Raw genomic sequence first — 17,426 nt, forward strand, 5'->3', positions numbered from 1 at the left:
TTGACCCCTGGCCAATCGTCTGTTTGTCTATAAACAGACAAATCATTGCTGAAGAGCAGCCGGGAATAGGGAGGAAGACCATGCAACGCATGGGGATGGTCATCGGCCCTGCAGCCGACGAAGTCAGCGTTCGCGTGCAGCGACCGACAGGATCCGGCGCTGGTCTGCCTTTGCAACAGTGGCAACTCCTCCATTTAATAGAGAGCAGCGCGCATCTTGCCAGTACCCGGTCGAAACGCGCAAAGAGGGTGAATGGCGGACGATGATGGACGAGGCGTTCCACCACGACCGAGCTTCGCCAAGACATGAACCACACTCCATCGTCCAGCGTAGACAATTCCAGAAAAGGCCCGTGACATGACAAACAGACTTTCCGGCAAGACCGTTCTCATTACCGCCGCCGGTCAGGGCATCGGCCGGGCGACGGCGGCAGCCTTTGCCGCAATCGGCGCCAAGGTCCACGCGACCGACATCAACACCGAGGCGCTGGCGACGCTTGCCGCGGAAACCGGCGTCTCCACCCATAAACTGAACGTGCTCGAAGAGGATGCGGTCAAGGCTCTGGTCGCCGAGATCGGAGCCGTCGACGTGCTGTTCAACTGCGCCGGTTTCGTCCATGCCGGCTCGATCCTCGAGATGAAGGATTCCGATCTCGAATTCGCCTTCGACCTCAACGTCAAGGCGATGATCCGCACCATCCGCGCCGTGCTGCCCGGCATGATCGAGCGCAAGGACGGGGCGATCATCAACATGGCCTCCGTCGCCTCCAGCATCAAAGGCGTGCCGAACCGCTTCGCCTACGGCGTCACCAAGGCGGCGGTGATCGGGCTCACCAAAGCCGTTGCCGCCGATTATGTCGGTCAAGGCATCCGCTGCAACGCGATCTGCCCCGGCACGGTGGAAAGCCCGTCGCTGCAGGACCGCATGCGGGCGCAGGGCGACTACGACGCGGCGCGCGCCGCCTTCATCGCCCGCCAGCCGATGGGCCGGCTGGGCTCGCCGGAAGAGATCGCCGATCTCGCCGTCTATCTCGCCGGCGCGACCTACACGTCGGGCCAGGCGATCGCCATCGACGGCGGCTGGACGATCTGATTTCAGCGATGCGGCCGGCGCGGCAGTCTTGCCGGCCGGCCCGGCCACTGCAATCGGCTCTCTATAATCGGTCCATATAATCGGGAGAAAAACACCATGACCCGCATCACCGACCTTCGTGTCTTCGATCTTCGCTTTCCCACCTCGCAAAGCCTGGATGGATCCGATGCGATGAATCCCGATCCGGACTATTCGGCGGCCTATGTCATTCTCGATACGGATGCGCCTGATCTTGCCGGCCACGGCCTGACCTTCACCATCGGCCGCGGCAACGATATTTGCTGCATGGCGATCGAAGCGATGCGCCACCTCGTCGTCGGCGCCGAGCTTGCCGAGGTTCTCGCTCATCCCGGCAAATTCTGGCGGCATCTGACCAGCGATAGCCAGTTGCGCTGGATCGGCCCGGAAAAGGGCGCCATTCATCTGGCGACCGGCGCGGTCGTCAATGCCGTCTGGGATCTGCTTGCCAAGCAGGCCGGTAAGCCCGTCTGGCGGCTCGTCGCCGAGATGTCGCCGGAAGAGATCGCCGACATCGTCGATTACCGCTATCTCACCGACGTTCTCACCCGTGACGAAGCGGTCGAGATCCTGAAGCGCGCCGAGGCGGGCAAGGCGGAACGCATCGCCATCCTCGAAAAAGAGGGCTATGCCTGCTACACGACTTCGGCCGGCTGGCTGGGTTACGAGGACGAAAAGTTGCGCCGCCTCTGCCAGGAGGCGATCGATGCCGGCTTCAACCATATCAAGATGAAGGTCGGCCGCGACCTGGAAGACGATATCCGCCGCCTCAGGATTGCCCGCGAGGTGATCGGTCCCGACCGCTACTTGATGATTGATGCCAACCAGGTGTGGGATGTCGGCCAGGCGATCGACTGGGTCAAGGCGCTCTCCTTCGCCAAACCCTTCTTCATCGAGGAACCCACAAGCCCCGACGACGTCGCCGGCCACCGCAAGATCCGCCAGGCGATCGGCCCGGTGAAGGTCGCGACCGGCGAGATGTGCCAGAACCGCATCATGTTCAAGCAGTTCATCGCCGAGGGCGCGATCGATATCGTGCAGATCGATTCCTGCCGCATGGGCGGGCTGAACGAAGTTCTCTCCGTGCTCTTGATCGCCGCCCAGTTCGACCTGCCGGTCTGGCCGCATGCCGGCGGCGTCGGCCTTTGCGAATATGTGCAGCATCTGTCCATGATCGACTACATCGCGGTGTCGGGGACCAAAGAAGGCCGCGTCATCGAATATGTCGATCACCTGCACGAACACTTCCTCGACCCCTGCCTGATCGAGAACGCCGCCTACATGCCGCCCACCCTGCCGGGCTTCTCCATCGAGATGAAACCGGCCTCGATCAGCAACTATACGTTTCGAGGTTAAGGAAACTTCGCCGGCCGCATGTTGAATTCCTGATCTCGACAGTCTTTCCTGCCGCCGATGGGCTTCCAATCCGGCGGGACTGCTCCAATTCACTTGGAGGCGGCGAAGCTTGCTTTTTAGAGCGCCGAGGAATAGTTTTGAAATGTGAATGCGGAGGGGGCCCAGCACCAGCAGGCCAGCAAATTTTATTGAACTTAGACAATAGAATGTTTGCGATCGAGCCATGCCCAAGTTTCACTACGTCAAGAGACTGTGCGCTTATCTGCTGATCATCGCAGCAATGCTGCTATCGATCGGCACGGTACATGCAGCCGTCACCGAGGAGAGCGGACGCCGCGTCGCCCTCGTCATCGGCAACTCGGTCTACAAGACGCTGCCCTCGCTTCCCAATCCTGCCAATGATGTCGAAGAGGTCGCGACCACGTTGCGCGCGGCCGGTTTCGACGTGACGATCGGCGTTAATGTCGACCGCATCGGGCTCGAGGATACGGTGCGCCGCTTCCTGCGTTCGACCAGCAATGCCGAGGCCGGCCTCATCTACTATTCAGGCCACGGCATCCAGGTGGGCGGCCAGAATTTCATCGTGCCGGTCGATGCAACGCTGGAGACGCCCTATGACGTCGAGACGCAGACCATGCCGCTCGACCTCATCCTGAACCATCTCAAGCAGAATTCGCGGGTGCAGCTGATCTTCCTCGACGCCTGCCGCAACAATCCCTTCAATGCCCAGAAATTCTGGATGGCGGAAAAACTGGAACCGGTCGGTGCCACCCGCGGGCTTGCACGCATCGACAGCGATCTCGGCAGCCTGATCGCCTTTTCCACAGAACCCGGCCAGGTGGCGCTCGATGGCACCGGCGCGCTCAGCCCCTATTCCGAATCCTTCATCAAGCGGGCGAGCGAACCCAACAAGGAAATCCGCCAGGTCCTGACCGATGTGCGCCGCGACGTGATCGCCATGACCGGTGGCAAGCAGGTTCCCTGGGAAAACTCCTCGCTGATGGACAGCTTCTATTTCATTCCGGCGCCGCCGCCGCCGAGCGTCGAACCGATGCAGCAGGTGAGCGTGCCGGAGGGTGCGGCCACGACCAAATTGCCGATCGCCCCGCCGCATGACGAGACCGGCTCGGCGCTGCTCGTCACCCTCAACCAGCTTCCGAAGACCGGCAAGCTCAGCTTCGACGGCAAGCCGGTCGAGCAGGGCGCGAAAATGCCAGCCGCGGCACTGACGGCGCTGACCTATGATTCATCAGGTGTTGCCGCCGGAACCGTCGGCCTGATCGGCTATACCGTCAGCGACCCTTACGGCCAGGCGACGCAAGGCGTCGTCGCGATCACCGTCTCGGCCGATGCCGGCGCCAAGCTCGCCCAGCTCGAACAGGAAAAGCAGGTGCGGCTCGCCGATGCCGACGCCTATCTGAAGACCCTGCCGCGCGACGTGGACACGACGATCGGCGTCGGCCCTGTTGTAGCCAGCCTCCCGGTCGTGCCGGCGTCGGCTGCGGAAATGACCTTCAAGGTTGCGGCCCTGCCTGACAAGGGCACGCTACGCGCCGGAGACCGGGTGATCGGGCTCGGTCACGTGCTCGAAGCAGCCGATATTCCCGCACTTTCCTATGAGCCTCAGATCGGCACCGAAAACCAGCCTTTCGCCCTGACGCTGCAGGCCGCCAACGACGACTTGCCGCCGGCGACCATCACTTTCAAGCCGGTGCTCGACGCCTGCGACACATCAGCCGCAGCACCCCTCGACCTGCAGGGCGTGACAGCAGGCAAGCTGCCGAACGAGATCGACGCCGATGAAGCACTGCCGGCCTGCACGGAGGCGATAAAGGCCTATCCCGAGGTGGCGCGCTTTGTCTATCAGCTCGGCCGTGCCCAGCTTGCCAACCGCGATACCAAGACGGCTTTTGCGACGATCAACAAGGCGATGGATGCCGGGCATGTCCGGGCAATCTATGAACTGTCGAGCTTTTACGAGTTCGGCGCCTCCGTCCCGCGCGACGCAGCCAAGGCAAGCCAGATCGCCAAGGGTGGCGCGGCCAAGGGCGATCCCTTTGCCCTGCATAGCTACGGCAAGGCCCTCTACTACGGCCGCGGCACCAAGGCCGATCAGCAGCTGGGGTTGCGTCTGATGCTGCAGGCCGCCGATCTCGGCCATACCTATGCGATGAATGAGCTCGGCTATATCTTCCTGAACGGCGTCAACGTTCCGGCCGATCCGGAGCGGGCTATCCGATTCTACGAGGCCGGCGTCCAGCGCAACGACATCTATTCGCTGAACAATCTTGCGCTCGTCTACCGTTTCGGAAAAGGCGCTCCGGAGGATCTCCCGAAAGCGCTCGACCTTTTCACGCGGGCGGCAGAGGGCGGTCAGCCCTATGCCCCGACAAACCTCGGGCGCATGTATCGGGACGGCGTCGGCGTTGCCGCGGACAAGGCGGAAGCGGTGAAGTGGCTGGAGATGGGCGCGGAACGCGGCGACTATTGGGGTGCGCTCGACCGCGCGATGCTCGCGAAGGAAGAAGGTTCGGACGCTGATAGCCTTGCAATCGCGTCCCGTTACTTCGCGCTGGCGACCGCCATCAACATGCCGGGCAGCGGCGATCCGAAGAACCAGGCGCTGGCGGAACTCAAAAGGATGCCTGGCGCTGCGAAGAAAAAAGCGGAAGCCGCCTTTGCCGCCGAGCTGACCGCTCAGGAAAAAAAGGCAATTCCGAAGACCAAGTCGCTCGATGACAGGATCGTCAAGCTCGCCAAAGCGACCTGGGTCAAGCGAAATCCGAGGTACGATCTCTTCTGAAACGGCGGTCTGGGGGCGTCATACATGAACAGAAAACTCATCATCCGTGTCCTATTGTGCTCGACATTCATCATAGGCTCCGGCGTAATCCTGCAGAGTTGCATCTTCGACCCAGGCGCCAGGACACTGTTTGCCAGCGAAGAGCCGGCCGCCAGGAGCGCGACGCCGACCAGGAGAACCACGCCCACTGTTAGAAGAGTGGCCGCACAGAACAATCAACCGGCTTTCGCCCGGTCGGAGAACAGTTCTGGTGGGAACTCCGGCTCGGGTGGCGGCGGCATGGGCGGCGGCTCTGGCTCCAGCGGGGGTTCTGGCGGGGGCTCTAGCGGTGGTGATTCTTCTAGTGGACAAGGTTGGTAGCAAATTGCCTTATAAATCTCTGCTTTCACGCAGCTAGTACGTTGTCTGCGATCAGGTTATTCGCAACAGAGACAGCAACTGTTGTCGGAGCTGCGGCGGGCATTACGCTTTCAATGTATCTTCAGCTTGGGCCGGGCATCGGCATGGCCCTGGCTTTGATTTGCCTAGTTGCCACCTGGATCGTCATTGACGGTGCGCCAACGGTTCAACAGGCATGGGTATCGCGAGAGAGGAAAGACGAAGCTCCCGCCATTTTCTGGCGTCGCATCGGAACGAAGCTTGTGGGCCTTGCCGCGCTGCTTGGCGTGGTCGTCATCGCCTGCTCGGTCTTTCCGTTTTTCACGCAATCGTCGGCAGTCCGATGGATCATCGAGGCTGGGCACACCACCATTCCTCTTTCCATCGCACTTGCCGGCGTCACCATTTTCTACGTCGCGATCACCGATCTGGTCGCGGAGGAGCCCGACGATTATCTCAATCAGGTCGGGCGCGCGGTGTTGATGCAGGATTTTCGCGAGGAGGACGTGCTGTTCGCATTGCGCCTGCTCGCGATCAAATGCTTCTTTCTCGTCCTGATGTTCTCGGGCGGCATGGCGGCACTTTCCGATCTTGCCGAGCGGCCGGCCTGGGCTTTTCCACCGCTCTCGGCCGCCTGGTTCGAAGGCCTGTTGCGACTTACCTTTCTTCTCGACACCCTACTCGCCGCCGGCGGCTATGTAGCCACCTTCAAGCTTTTTGGATGGCATGTCAGGGCGACGGAGACGACCGTGCTCGGCTGGCTCGTCTGTCTTATCTGTTACGAGCCGTTCTTCCCCGCGATCTCGCATGCCTTCGTGCCATATCGTGAGGGGCCGGGCTGGGAGCACTTAATCCAGGAAGGGTCGGCGGTCTTCATCCTCTGGAGCGTCGCGACGCTGTTCTGCCTCTTGATTTACGTCTGGGCGACCGTCGCTTTCGGGCCGCGATTTTCAAATCTCACGCATCGCGGCATCATCACATCAGGACCATATCGCTTCATGAAGCATCCGGCCTATGTCTCGAAGAACATCGCCTGGTGGCTGGTTGCGATCCCAGGCTTCCTCGCCAGCGGCCTTGCCGAAGGGCTTGCCCGGGCCGGCATGCTGGCAATCGTCAGTCTTATCTATCTGCTGCGCGCGCGAGCGGAGGAACGAATGCTGAGCCGGGATCCTGCCTATCGGGACTATGCCGAGCGCGTCGCGGCGCACGGCCTTCTGGCGATGGCGAAGCGGCGGCTGACATCAAGACCGGCGGCGTGACTCCCACCGTTCAGCCGTCGAGACCCTTGAAGCGCACCGGCTGGTAGCCGCGCATCAACAGGCTGCCGAGCGAATAGGTATTGCGGCAGACGCGACCCTTGCAAGCATTCGGCGAGGCCTCCATCACCTCCACCTTCTTGTCGGCCGTGAAGCGCATGAACAACAGCACATGCGAGCCCGGCTTGTTCAGCGCGTCGCCCGGCCGCATCGACCAGGGGTCGGAGAGGCGCTTGGTGATCCCGGGGATGGCGCGCGTCGAAACGTGCATCTTCAAGCCCCAGGCGTCGCTGACGAAACCGGAGCAGTCGACGCCGAGAATGTTGGATTGCGGCGCGCTCTTGGTGCAGACATTGCCGGCGGTCTGGCCCTTTTCCACGGCGCCGATGAAATTTTCCAGCGGCGTCTTGCAGCCCCAGCAGTAGGGAACACCCTTGACCGTCTGGCCGCGCTTGCCGATCAGGTAGATCGGGCGGCGGAGCCGGTTCATGTTGACGCAGCCAGGTCCCGGATCCTTGCCGTAGGCGGTTGGCGTCACCAGCCAATTCAGCGTCTCGAAGCCGATTGCCCGCTCGATGACGTCGTTGCGCGATTTCGGCACGATCGCCACCTTCGGCGTCTTGCCCGGCTTGCCGGCAGCCGGCTGTTTGGCGGGCCGAGCGACGGCCAGCTTGCGGCCGGGCTCGCGGCCGTCGAGCCGCAGCACCTGCGCCCGGCTTTCCAGCGATCTCAAATAGAGCACGTCGCCGCGCGGTCCGATCGCCACGAAGCGCCTCGAAAATACCGTGCCCGGTTCGATCGGCAGGTCGTAGACCCGATCCATCGCCCCGTTCGGCGTAAAACGCACCACCAGCATGCCGGTGCGCTCGGGCCGGTCGGCGGGCACGAGCTCGACCAGCGCATAGGGTCTGCCTGTCGTGTCGATGTCGAGAAGTTCGACTGTGCCGATCCGCCCTTCCGAGGCGAGCTGCAGCGAAAGGAAATTCTCCTCCGAGCTCGCGCGCCGCAGCAGGATTTCCGCCTTGTCGTTTGCGGCAGCGCGGACCTCGGCAACGATATCGCCGAGCCCGCGGCTCGGCACATATTGAATGACCGGCGGGCGGGCGTCGGGCCTATTGGTGCTGCGGCCGATCTCGTCAATGATGCTGTTCAGCGGCCCCGGCGATACCGAGCCCATCGAGGCGAACACCGAGCGGGTGTAGTCGTCGGCATCACCGCCGCCGTCGACAGCGCGCAGCACCTGCGAGCGGCCGTCGGCATCGGTGGAGCGCTCGAGCGGCACGACGCCATCCGACCAGAGGTAGAGTTCGTTGTGGACGACGGCGAGATCCTCCGGCGCGGCATTCTCCGGCAGCGGCAGGATCTCGGGCTCGGCCTGCGAACGTTCGGCGTCGACCGCGAGCACGCGTCCGTTGTTCTGGTCGAGGATGTAGATGGTGCCGTCGTCGCCGACGGTGATCGCCGCCGGCCCGGATGCCTCTGCTTCTTCGTTGGAAGAGATGATGCCGACCGAACGCGCGCCGTCGCCGCCGCGAAGCTCGATGATCGTCGTATCTTTGGCGAAAACCGGGAAGGCGACCGCAAGTGCCGCGGCAAACAAAATATGCGACCCAAAACTACGCATTGCCTCGACCCCCAGAACAGGATGATTTTACGCCGGACCGGCCAAAAATCTGAATCCTGTTCCCAATTAAGGTTAGAGCATTATGTCATCCGAAAACCGATCACACTTTTCGGCATGATGCTCTGTTACCATCACGTCTTTCAAAAATGGTAGGCTAGATATGACTTCTCAGCAAGCCGTTGCTTTCCAAGCGATTTGGAGATCTGCGCCGGCGATAGTACAAGATCATCGTCTCGAAGATTTATCGGCAGGAAATGCTTATGCTGGAATGGAACGGTGACGAACTGGCGCTCGATATAAGCTTGCTGGAGCAGGTTCGCGCGGCAAGGATCAACTTCTCCGACCGCGTCTGCGCCGCCTCGGCCAGCAAGGACGACAAGCATCTGGCGCAGCTGCGCTCGGAACCGACCTATCTGATGGCCGAGTTCCTCTATTCGATGAAGGTCTTCGGCATCAGCACCGCCGAAGATATCGAACGCTTCGCCGATCTGCACAATGATTACGTGGTTTCGCTCACCCGCGATCCGGCCAAGCTGCAGCGGCTGGGGCTTTCGCAGGATCGGGCGCTTGCCTCGATGTTCACCGCCGACACCAAGCCGCGGCTGATCCAGAACTGGGCCGAAAAAGCCGGCGCGATCGACCAGTCCAATCTCGCCCGTTTCCTTGTCGCTGTGATGTCGAGCGAGACCTGCCGCAAGACGCTGATCGATTTCGAGACGGCCGGCTTCATGCAGCGCAAGCGCTCGCCATACGGCACCATGGTCGTCTGGTCGACTGGGATGATCGAGGAGATCTTCGGCGAAATGCTGCGCGATCTGCGCCTCGGCCTGCAGCAATTGAAGATCCTCTGACATTAGTTGCCAGTCGATTTCAACCCTCCCAATCGATTGGCACTGAGCGCCGTTGCCTTCCTTCCGGCCTCTCCTTATTGTCGCAACGCTTGTCGCGCAATGGCGCCAATAAGACGGATTTGACGACGATGACGAAATCCCGGCTCACAACCTTGTCGATCGGCCTTCTGCTGGCGCTGCAGATACCTGGGCTCGCGCATTCCGGCCCGACTGAGGACGCGCTGGCGGCGCGAAACCCCTCGCTGGCGGCGCTGCGCCAGCATGACGAGAAGGCCTTTGCCGCGGCGACCGCGATCATCGCCGAACACGAACGCGCCAAGGGGCTGGCACCCGGCGAGGACAGGCTTCCCGATGCGACCTCGCCTGGCCGCGACATGGGCTCAGGGCCCGGCAAGGAATTCACGGTCGACAATCCGGATATTCTCTGGCTTTACAATTCCTCGCCCGAGGGAATGAGCGACCTGATCTCGATTTTGAAATCAGCCGGGCAGAAACCCAAGAACTAACCGTCTCCTCGCAGTTGAACCGACTATAACGGGCACCGGATATTCCAGAGCGTGAGTCTTGCTCACGTCTTTGCCTTGGCGGATTCTTCCAGGCTCCAAATAATTTGTAACCCTCCCTCAAGCAAGACAGGCGACACCATCCCAATTTCGCCAGTCAGTGCTATTCTCATCTTCAACACAGTGTGAGATGTTCGAAGAGGAGGTTTTTCAATGCCGAACCGCAAAGCCATCCTGGCTGCAGCCACCTTTCTTTCGTTCTTTTCGGTGGTTCCCGCCGTCGAGGCGCAGAACGAACGCACATTGACCGAAGCGCCGGCACAGACCGGGCCTGTCAGCATCACCTTCGATCGCGCTGAAGCCAAATACGCCATCGGCGAAGTTGTCGGCCTCTTCATCCAGTCGACCGAGAATGCCTATGTCACGGTGCTGAATGTCTCGCCGAACGGCGCGGTCGTGAAGCTCTTCCCGAACAAGTACCAGACCGACGCCCTTGTCGGCGCCGGCAAGCGCGTGCAGGTGCCGGATCCAGCAAGCGGCGCCAAGCTGCAGGTTTCCGGCCCGGTCGGCCAGGAACAGATCAAAGTCTTCTATTCCTCCAAGCCGCTCAACATCTTCGCTGATCTCGGCGGCAGTGGCGGCGGCATGTTCCGCTCGATCGACGGCGGCATGGATGCCGTTTCCCGCAGCCTTGAAGAAGCCCGCAGCCTCGGCACCAAGATCAGCAGCAAGACGCTGATGCTGACGACGGTCGATAGTCCGGCTGCCATCCCGCCCGTCGCAGCCGCTCCCGCAGCAAAACCCGCGCCCGTAGAGCAAGCTGCAAAGCCGCCCGTTGCGCAGAAACCCGCGGCCGCTCCGAAGCCGAAGCCGGTAACGAAACAGGAAGTCGCCAAGAAGCCGGAAACCGTGGTGGAAAAACCGAAGCCGGCTGCCCCGAAAAAGGTTGCGCCGAAGCCTGTCGAGCAGGCAACACAACAGCCGCCGAAGAAATACAAGATCGTCACCAACCTGGCGCCCGGCCAGGAGCTTGCCGCCGACGAACTGGAGTTGATCGGTCCGGCCGACACCACTTCATCCACCCGGCCGACCCAGTATAAGCAGCCCACGCAGTACAAGCAGCCGAGCCAGTCTTCGCAGACGAAGATGCCGAAACTGCCGATGCCGCAGATCAAGATGCCGCAATTCAAGCTCCCTGGCGGTTTCAGCATCAAGATGCCGCAGCTAAACCTCGGCCGTTCGGCCGAACCTGCCGAGGCCGGGGAAGAGATTGAGGTAGCAAATGCCGATACGCCTGTTTGCACCGCCCTTCTCGACAAGCTGAACACCGCTGTTGCCGCCAAGGATATCAGCGCTGCCGCAGCTGAAGCCGATGCGATCGCCGTCAGCGCCGATTGCGGCCAGTTCCAGGTCAATGCCCAGCGCCGCGTCGCGGCCCTCAGGCTTTCCGCAGCTCAGGAGATGATGGCCGCCAACCAGCCAGTTGCCGATTACGAGCCGCTGCTTGTCGCCGCCGACAGCCCGCAGGTGCTCTGGCAGGCCTCCGCCACGCTCGGCGAGATCTATTTCTCCGCACGCCGCTTCGCCGATGCCGCTGCCGATTACCAGCAGGCGATCGAGATCATCAAGAACGAGACCCGCACGCCGAAAGCGCCGCCCGCCGAAACGATCTCCGATCTCATCCAGCGCGCCGCCCAGGCCCGCATTCTTGCCGCCAACCCGACGAGCGACAATCCGCAAGGCAGCTTCGTGCCGGCCGAGAAGGACCACCGCAGCGGCGTGCTCGGCGGCATCTATTCCGAGAATGTGCGCGGCATCGTGCCGGTCTCCATTCCGGTTCCGATCACCTTCGATTTCAACAAGGCGAGCTTCACCTCGATCGGCACCGAAGCCGCCCAGGAACTGCTGGAGGCGCTGAAGGAGCAGAAGCCCGGCCGCATCATCCTCGTCGGCCATACCGACCGGCGCGGCGGTGACGACTATAATCAGAAGCTTTCCGAACGCCGCGCCCAGGCCGTCGCCGACTTCCTGAAGAGCAACGGCCTCGACGCGACAATCGACGCCGAAGGCCGCGGAGCATCCGAGCCGGTGGACGTGACGGCAACCGCAAACCTCACCGAAGACGATGTCGATGCGCTGAACCGCCGCGTCGAATGGCGCCGCGAATAGGCCGGGCGAGGGGGGAACTGGCCATGACCGCATTCGTTTCCATGGCCGCAGCACTTGCCCTCCTCACCATGGCGGCCACCGACAGCTTGGCAAAGGTGATCGAGGCGCCGGAGCGTGGTGCGGTCAGGGCCGTGCTGATCGGCATCGACCTCTACCGCAATGTTCCGCCGCTGCACGGCGCCGTCGCCGACGCCGACGACCTTTCGCTTTCGCTGCGCTCGGTCGGCGTGGAGGACATGACGCTCCTGAAGAACGGCGCTGCCGACCGCGAGGGCATTTTCCATGCGATCGAGGCCGTGATGGAACGGGCAGGGCCTGGCGACCTGATCGTGCTCGGCATCGCCGGTCATGGGTCGAGCGAGCCTGAACGCGTCAAGGGTTCCAAACCGAGCGGCCGCGACGAGGTCTATATTCTTGCTGGCTTCGATACCCGGCTGCCGGGATCGCGCGAGCGCATCTTCGGCGACGAATTCAAGACACTGATCCGCAAGCTCGAGGCCAAGGGCGCCGATGTCATCTTCATCGCCGATACCTGCCATGCCGGCGGCATGACCCGCGACATCGATCCGCGCGGCGCCGAGATCACCTGGCGTCAGGCGCCTTCCTATACGATCGAGGAGGACGATCTCGCGCCGATTTCGACGACGGCGGATGCGCTGTCCACCGGCTTCGACTTCAAGCGGCTGACTTTTCTCGCCGCCGTCGACGAGAACACCAAGTCGCCCGAGATATCAATTCCTGGCATTCCGCAAAAACGCGGTGCGCTGAGCTATGCCACCGCCCGCGCTTTCGAGGGGGCAGCGGACAGGAACAGCGACGGCGCCGTCAGCCGCCGTGAACTGTTCGAATATGTGCGCCAGGCGGTCTACCAGTTCACCAACCAGCGGCAGAACATCTTTACCGAAAGCCCGCCCGGAACCGATCTCGATCGCGCGGTCGTCTATCATTACGAAGGGGCGGGGGCCCAGGCGGCGGCGGAGAAATCAAACGCTCCGCTGCCCGCCGAGCCCGCGCCGATCAGCGTTGCCGCCCTCGGCTCCGAGCCGGTGCTGCAGGGGATTGAACCAGCCGTCACGCCGTTCAAGCTGACGAAGGATGCTGATGCCGAACTCGTCTTCGATCCCGAAAAGCGCGAGGCAATCGCCGGCGGCGATGTCGTCGCCTCCGGCGTCGGCGCCGGCGATATGCCATTCGTCGTCGACCGGATGGCTGCGCTCGATGCGCTGAAGCGGCTCTCCGAGACTAACCCGCAGACCGTGCGGGTGACGCCTTCCGACACCGTCCATCGCGAAGGTGAGCGCGTCGGCGTCACGGTTTCGGATTTATCAGCCCGCAAGCTCGTGCTCTTCGACGTCACCGGCGATGGGACCGTCCAGTTCCTCTATCCGGGCGAGAAGGAGGTCGATGCCGAGATGTCTCAGACCTTCGATCTCGACCTTTCCGTCGTCGCACCTTTCGGCACGGACCTGCTCGTCGCCGTCGCCTCTGACACCCCGATGCCCGAACTTATTGAATTCCTGAAGCAGAACGACAGACGCCGCACCGCCGGCAATATCGCCAAACGCCTCAGCGAATTCCTGCCCGAGGGCGCGCGCCTCGGATTCACGGTTCTCTATACCTCCGCCGGAGCCAAGCTATGAGCACGTCGATCAGCAGGATCCTCAACGTTATGGCCGTCATGCTGCTGCTCGGCTCACCGGCTCTTGCGCAGCAGGATACCGATTTCGCCGGTGAAGATGGCGGGCGTGTCATCGGCGGCCAGACGGCCAAGAAGGGCGAATGGCCCTGGCAGGTGAAGATCCTGGCGCCCGACCCCGAACAGCGCGGCCGCTTCGGCGGCCATTGCGGCGGCTCGCTGATCTCGCCGCGCTGGATATTGACGGCCGCCCATTGCGTCACCAGCGGCCGCTCCGGCAAGCAGGATCTCTTCGCCCGCGACCTGCTGATCGTCGAGGGCAAGTCGAAGATCGACAAGGTGATCGCGGTCGACGGGCCCGACAAGCCGGGGCTTGCCGTGGAAGAGGTGATCATCCACGAGGATTTCGACCGCAAGGTCTTCGCCAACGACATTGCCCTCATCAAGTTGAGCGAGCCCGCTAAATCGAAGCCGGCGATCCTTGCCTCGGCCTCGGATGATGAGGTAGAGGCCGCCGGCCACCCGGCCGTCGTCACCGGCTGGGGTTACACCAAGGCCGATCACGGCTGGGACGACAAATACCTGCCGACCGAGCTGCAGGAAGTGGAACTGCCGATCGTCCCGCGTGAGGACTGCCGCGCCGCCTACCGCGACAGCTCGATGCGCATGAACCCGATCGACGAGCGCAATGTCTGCGCTGGCTACGCCAAGGGCGGCAAGGATGCCTGCCAGGGCGACAGCGGCGGGCCGCTGGTCGCCCAGCGTCCCGACAAGCGCTGGATCCAGCTCGGCATCGTCAGCTGGGGTGCTGGCTGCGCCGAGGCCGAACATTACGGTGTCTATACCCGTGTGGCCGCCTTCCGCGACTGGATCGCCGCAAAGACCGATGGCGACGTGCCGAATGTTGAAGGGCCTGCTGCCGGCGATCACATCGCGTCCACCACGACCGGTGGCGGGACGAAGCAGAGGAAGTCCGGACAGGAAGAGGCCAATCTCGTCATCACCACCCCGCCCGCCGGCGATACCGCGCCAGCCGCCACGCCCGAAACACCTGGCGCGCCCACCGGCAATACTCCGCCGGCTGACAAGCCCGTCGCTGACGAACCCGCCGTTCAGCCACCGGTCGTCCAGACACCGGTGATCGAAAGCTCGCCCGGCGACCGCGCGCTGTTGATCGGCATCGACGATTACGAGATGCGCGAGGCGAAGCTGACCGGCTCCGCCACCGATGTGAAGGCGATGCAAGTCTTCCTCGTCAAGACGCTTGCCTACCGCCCGGAACAGATCCACACACTGACCAACCGCAAGGCGACCCGCGAGGCGATCCTTGCCGAAATCGACGACTGGCTGGTGCGCCAGTCGACACCCGGAAGCCGCGTCTTCCTCTATTTCAGCGGCCAGGGCTCGGAGGAAATGGGTGCGGAGGCTACGACCAGCCCGACGCTGGTTGCAGCCGATGCCAAGCTGGTGCGCGAGGGAGGCAAGATGACCGTCACCAACCAGATCCGCGAAACCGAGATCGCCGCACGGCTGAACAGCCTCAAGGACCGCCGCGTCACGCTGCTGATCGATGCCTGCCACGTTGGACCCGGCAGCCGCAGCGCGGTGGCAGCACCTTCCGGCACCGTGCGTTGCCTCGGCCCGGCGCTGGCAGCGCTCGAACCGCCGAACAAGTCAGGCAAGGAAGCGAAATTCTCCTTCGGCGGTGAAAACGCCATGGTCTGGTCGGCCGTCAACGCGGGGCAATGGGCGCTCGTCGACCGCGGGGCCAAGCCGGCGCTCGGCGTCTTCACCCGCCACTTCATCGAAGGCATCCAGGATGGCGTGGCGCGCGCGGCCGACAAGCCGAATGTCAGCAATGCCGCGCTTCTCGATTATGTCCGCCGCAAATCGGACGAATATTGCCGGACGCATGCCGAGGATTGCCGCTTCACCCCGGTCCCGCAATTTTATGGCCAGCCGGATGCGCTCGGCCGGGATGTCATCACCGGCGAGGAGGCGAAGACGCCGCTCGCCGCCGTCGAGAACACGCTGAAGAGCGACAATGAGGCCGGCGTCGCCGTCGACGTGCTGCCCGGCACCGCGGTCAGCATCGGCGACAAGGTGGCGATGCGTGTCTCCACCAAAAAGTCCGGTTATCTGATCCTGGTCGATATCGACGCCTCCGGCAAGCTGACGCAGCTTTACCCGAACAAGCGCTCGATGGGCCTGAAACCATCAGCCAAAAGCGGCGACAACCGGCTCGATCCGGCCCGGCCGGTCGTCGTGCCCGATGCGCGCAATCCCTATACCGGTTTCGAATATGTGGTGGAGGGCCCGGCCGGCGTCGGCATGGTCGTTGCCATCCTCAGCGACAAGCCGATCGAAGTGCTCGACCTGCCCGATGTGCCGACGCCGCTCGTCGGCCAGCGCGCCGCCTTCAACTATGTCTACGATCTCGCCCGAAGCCTCAGAATCGTCGGCGACGACGAGACCGGCGCCCAAGGCAAATGGTCGTTCGATTCCAAATTCTATCGCATCCGCTGAACAGGAGCGAACCATGCCGAAATCCAATCTGCTGGCGGGTCTTGCCGCTTTCCTGATGGCGCTTGCTCCGGCCGCTCATGCCGGCAACGCCGGCGACAGCAAGGCGATGCTTGCAGCACAAGCCGGGCTTGCCGCCGAACTGATCGAGCGGACGCTGGCAAAGGAGGGTGCTGCCAATATCATGGTGTCGCCGGCAAGCCTTGCCGCAGCACTCGGCCTTGCCGCCCTCGGCGCCTCCGACCAAGGCAAGGCCTCAATCGCCAAAGGCCTCGGCTTCGGCGGCGAGCTGAAGGGACCGGAGACGGCGCTTGACGCAATGACCCCCGAGAAGCCGGCAGCGGCGGATGCGCCTTTGACGACAGCGGTCGCGATCGTCTTCGACGACAAGCTGGTGCTCGTTCCCGATGCGCTCTCCATGCTAGCCGGCCACCGGATCAAGCCTTCGATCGAGGATCTCGACGGACCGAAATCGGTCGAGCACATCAACGGCTGGGTCAAACAAGCGACGCGGGGCGCCATTCCTGTGATCCTGGACTCACCGCCGGGCGGCGGCTTCGTCAGCCTCGGCGCACTCTCCTTCAAGGCGCGCTGGAAGACGTCCTTCGATAGGGAAAGCCCGGCAAGCCCCTTTCAGCGGCCGGACGGGTCGACGATTTCGGTACCGATGATGCATCTTGCCGGCGATGGCCAAAAATTCCGCTTCGACGAGAAATTCACCGCCGTCGACCTTGCCTATGCCGGCGGGAGCTACAGCATGGTCGTCGTGGCGGCGCGCTCCGGCAAGGGGGTGGGCGGCGCGGACCTGAAGGCGCTCGCTTCCTGGCTGCAAGGGGAAAAATTCGAAGCCGCCAAGGGCGAAATCTTCCTGCCCCGCTTTTCCCTGAACGACGGGCGTGATTTGATGCCGATACTCAATGCGATGGGAGTGGCGCCCGAGAAGGCCAAGGATGCGGGTTTCCCGGGTTTCACCAAGGAAAACATCAGCCTGGCGCGCGTCCTTCAGAAGACGATGATCAAGGTTGACGAAAACGGCACGCAGGCGGCAGCAGCCACGGCTGTTATCACGGAACGCAGTATCGATCCGAAGCTTATTCGTGTCGTGGCCGATGCCCGTTTTGCCTTCGCGCTTCGCGATACAAGAACCGGCCTGCTGCTGGCCGCGGGCCTGATCGGTGATCCATTACTGGCAGGCGAATAGTATTCGGTTTCATGAA

The 17,426-nt window shown here is 62.8% G+C and carries 11 protein-coding genes; 10 read left to right on the forward strand and 1 reads right to left on the reverse strand.

The features are described from left to right. The first annotated feature begins 357 nt into the window (after positions 1-357). From HFO71_RS27960 to HFO71_RS27975, 4 genes are all read left to right on the forward strand, one after another. Positions 358-1,092, forward strand: a complete 735-nt coding sequence (locus HFO71_RS27960; RefSeq protein ID WP_003553379.1) for an SDR family oxidoreductase — start codon at positions 358-360, stop codon at positions 1,090-1,092. Between the two features lie 96 nt (positions 1,093-1,188). Beyond that, positions 1,189-2,466 carry an L-fuconate dehydratase gene (locus HFO71_RS27965; RefSeq protein ID WP_221988698.1) on the forward strand — a complete coding sequence of 426 codons (1,278 nt, stop codon included), beginning with the start codon at positions 1,189-1,191 and terminating at the stop codon, positions 2,464-2,466. A 223-nt stretch (positions 2,467-2,689) separates the two neighbouring features. Further along, entirely contained in the window at positions 2,690-5,269 is a 2,580-nt protein-coding gene (locus HFO71_RS27970) for a caspase family protein (protein ID WP_221988699.1), read from the forward strand. Positions 5,270-5,742: 473 nt separating this feature from the next. Then, positions 5,743-6,906 (forward strand): methyltransferase family protein, encoded by a 1,164-nt coding sequence (locus HFO71_RS27975; protein WP_168258980.1) that lies wholly within the window; start codon positions 5,743-5,745, stop codon positions 6,904-6,906. Between the two features lie 10 nt (positions 6,907-6,916). On the opposite strand, the gene HFO71_RS27980 is transcribed toward HFO71_RS27975, so the two are convergent. Next, a complete protein-coding gene (locus tag HFO71_RS27980) occupies positions 6,917-8,527 on the reverse strand; it encodes an NHL repeat-containing protein (RefSeq protein ID WP_221968627.1) in 1,611 nt (536 codons plus the stop codon). 260 nt (positions 8,528-8,787) lie between these two features. Here HFO71_RS27980 and HFO71_RS27985 point away from each other — a divergent pair, with 260 nt between their 5' ends. The 6 genes from HFO71_RS27985 to HFO71_RS28010 all read left to right on the forward strand — a co-directional run bounded on the left by HFO71_RS27985 (position 8,788) and on the right by HFO71_RS28010 (position 17,410). Further along, the gene (locus HFO71_RS27985; protein ID WP_025397640.1) at positions 8,788-9,378 is read left to right on the forward strand and encodes a hypothetical protein; all 591 of its coding nucleotides are present in this window, start codon (positions 8,788-8,790) and stop codon (positions 9,376-9,378) included. Positions 9,379-9,506: 128 nt separating this feature from the next. Next, entirely contained in the window at positions 9,507-9,884 is a 378-nt protein-coding gene (locus HFO71_RS27990; RefSeq protein WP_168258982.1) for a hypothetical protein, read from the forward strand. Positions 9,885-10,094: 210 nt separating this feature from the next. Next, a complete protein-coding gene (locus HFO71_RS27995) occupies positions 10,095-12,050 on the forward strand; it encodes a DUF4384 domain-containing protein (RefSeq protein ID WP_168258983.1) in 1,956 nt (651 codons plus the stop codon). A 23-nt stretch (positions 12,051-12,073) separates the two neighbouring features. Next, entirely contained in the window at positions 12,074-13,690 is a 1,617-nt protein-coding gene (locus tag HFO71_RS28000; protein WP_168258984.1) for a caspase family protein, read from the forward strand. After that, entirely contained in the window at positions 13,687-16,212 is a 2,526-nt protein-coding gene (locus HFO71_RS28005; protein WP_221988700.1) for a trypsin-like serine protease, read from the forward strand. The genes HFO71_RS28000 and HFO71_RS28005 overlap by 4 nt, the downstream gene beginning before the upstream one ends. A 13-nt stretch (positions 16,213-16,225) precedes the next feature. Beyond that, complete coding sequence (locus tag HFO71_RS28010) at positions 16,226-17,410, forward strand: serpin family protein (RefSeq protein ID WP_221988701.1); 1,185 nt, start codon at positions 16,226-16,228, stop codon at positions 17,408-17,410. Positions 17,411-17,426: the final 16 nt, after the last annotated feature.

Source organism: Rhizobium laguerreae (assembly GCF_019778565.1).
Lineage (GTDB): Bacteria > Pseudomonadota > Alphaproteobacteria > Rhizobiales > Rhizobiaceae > Rhizobium > Rhizobium laguerreae.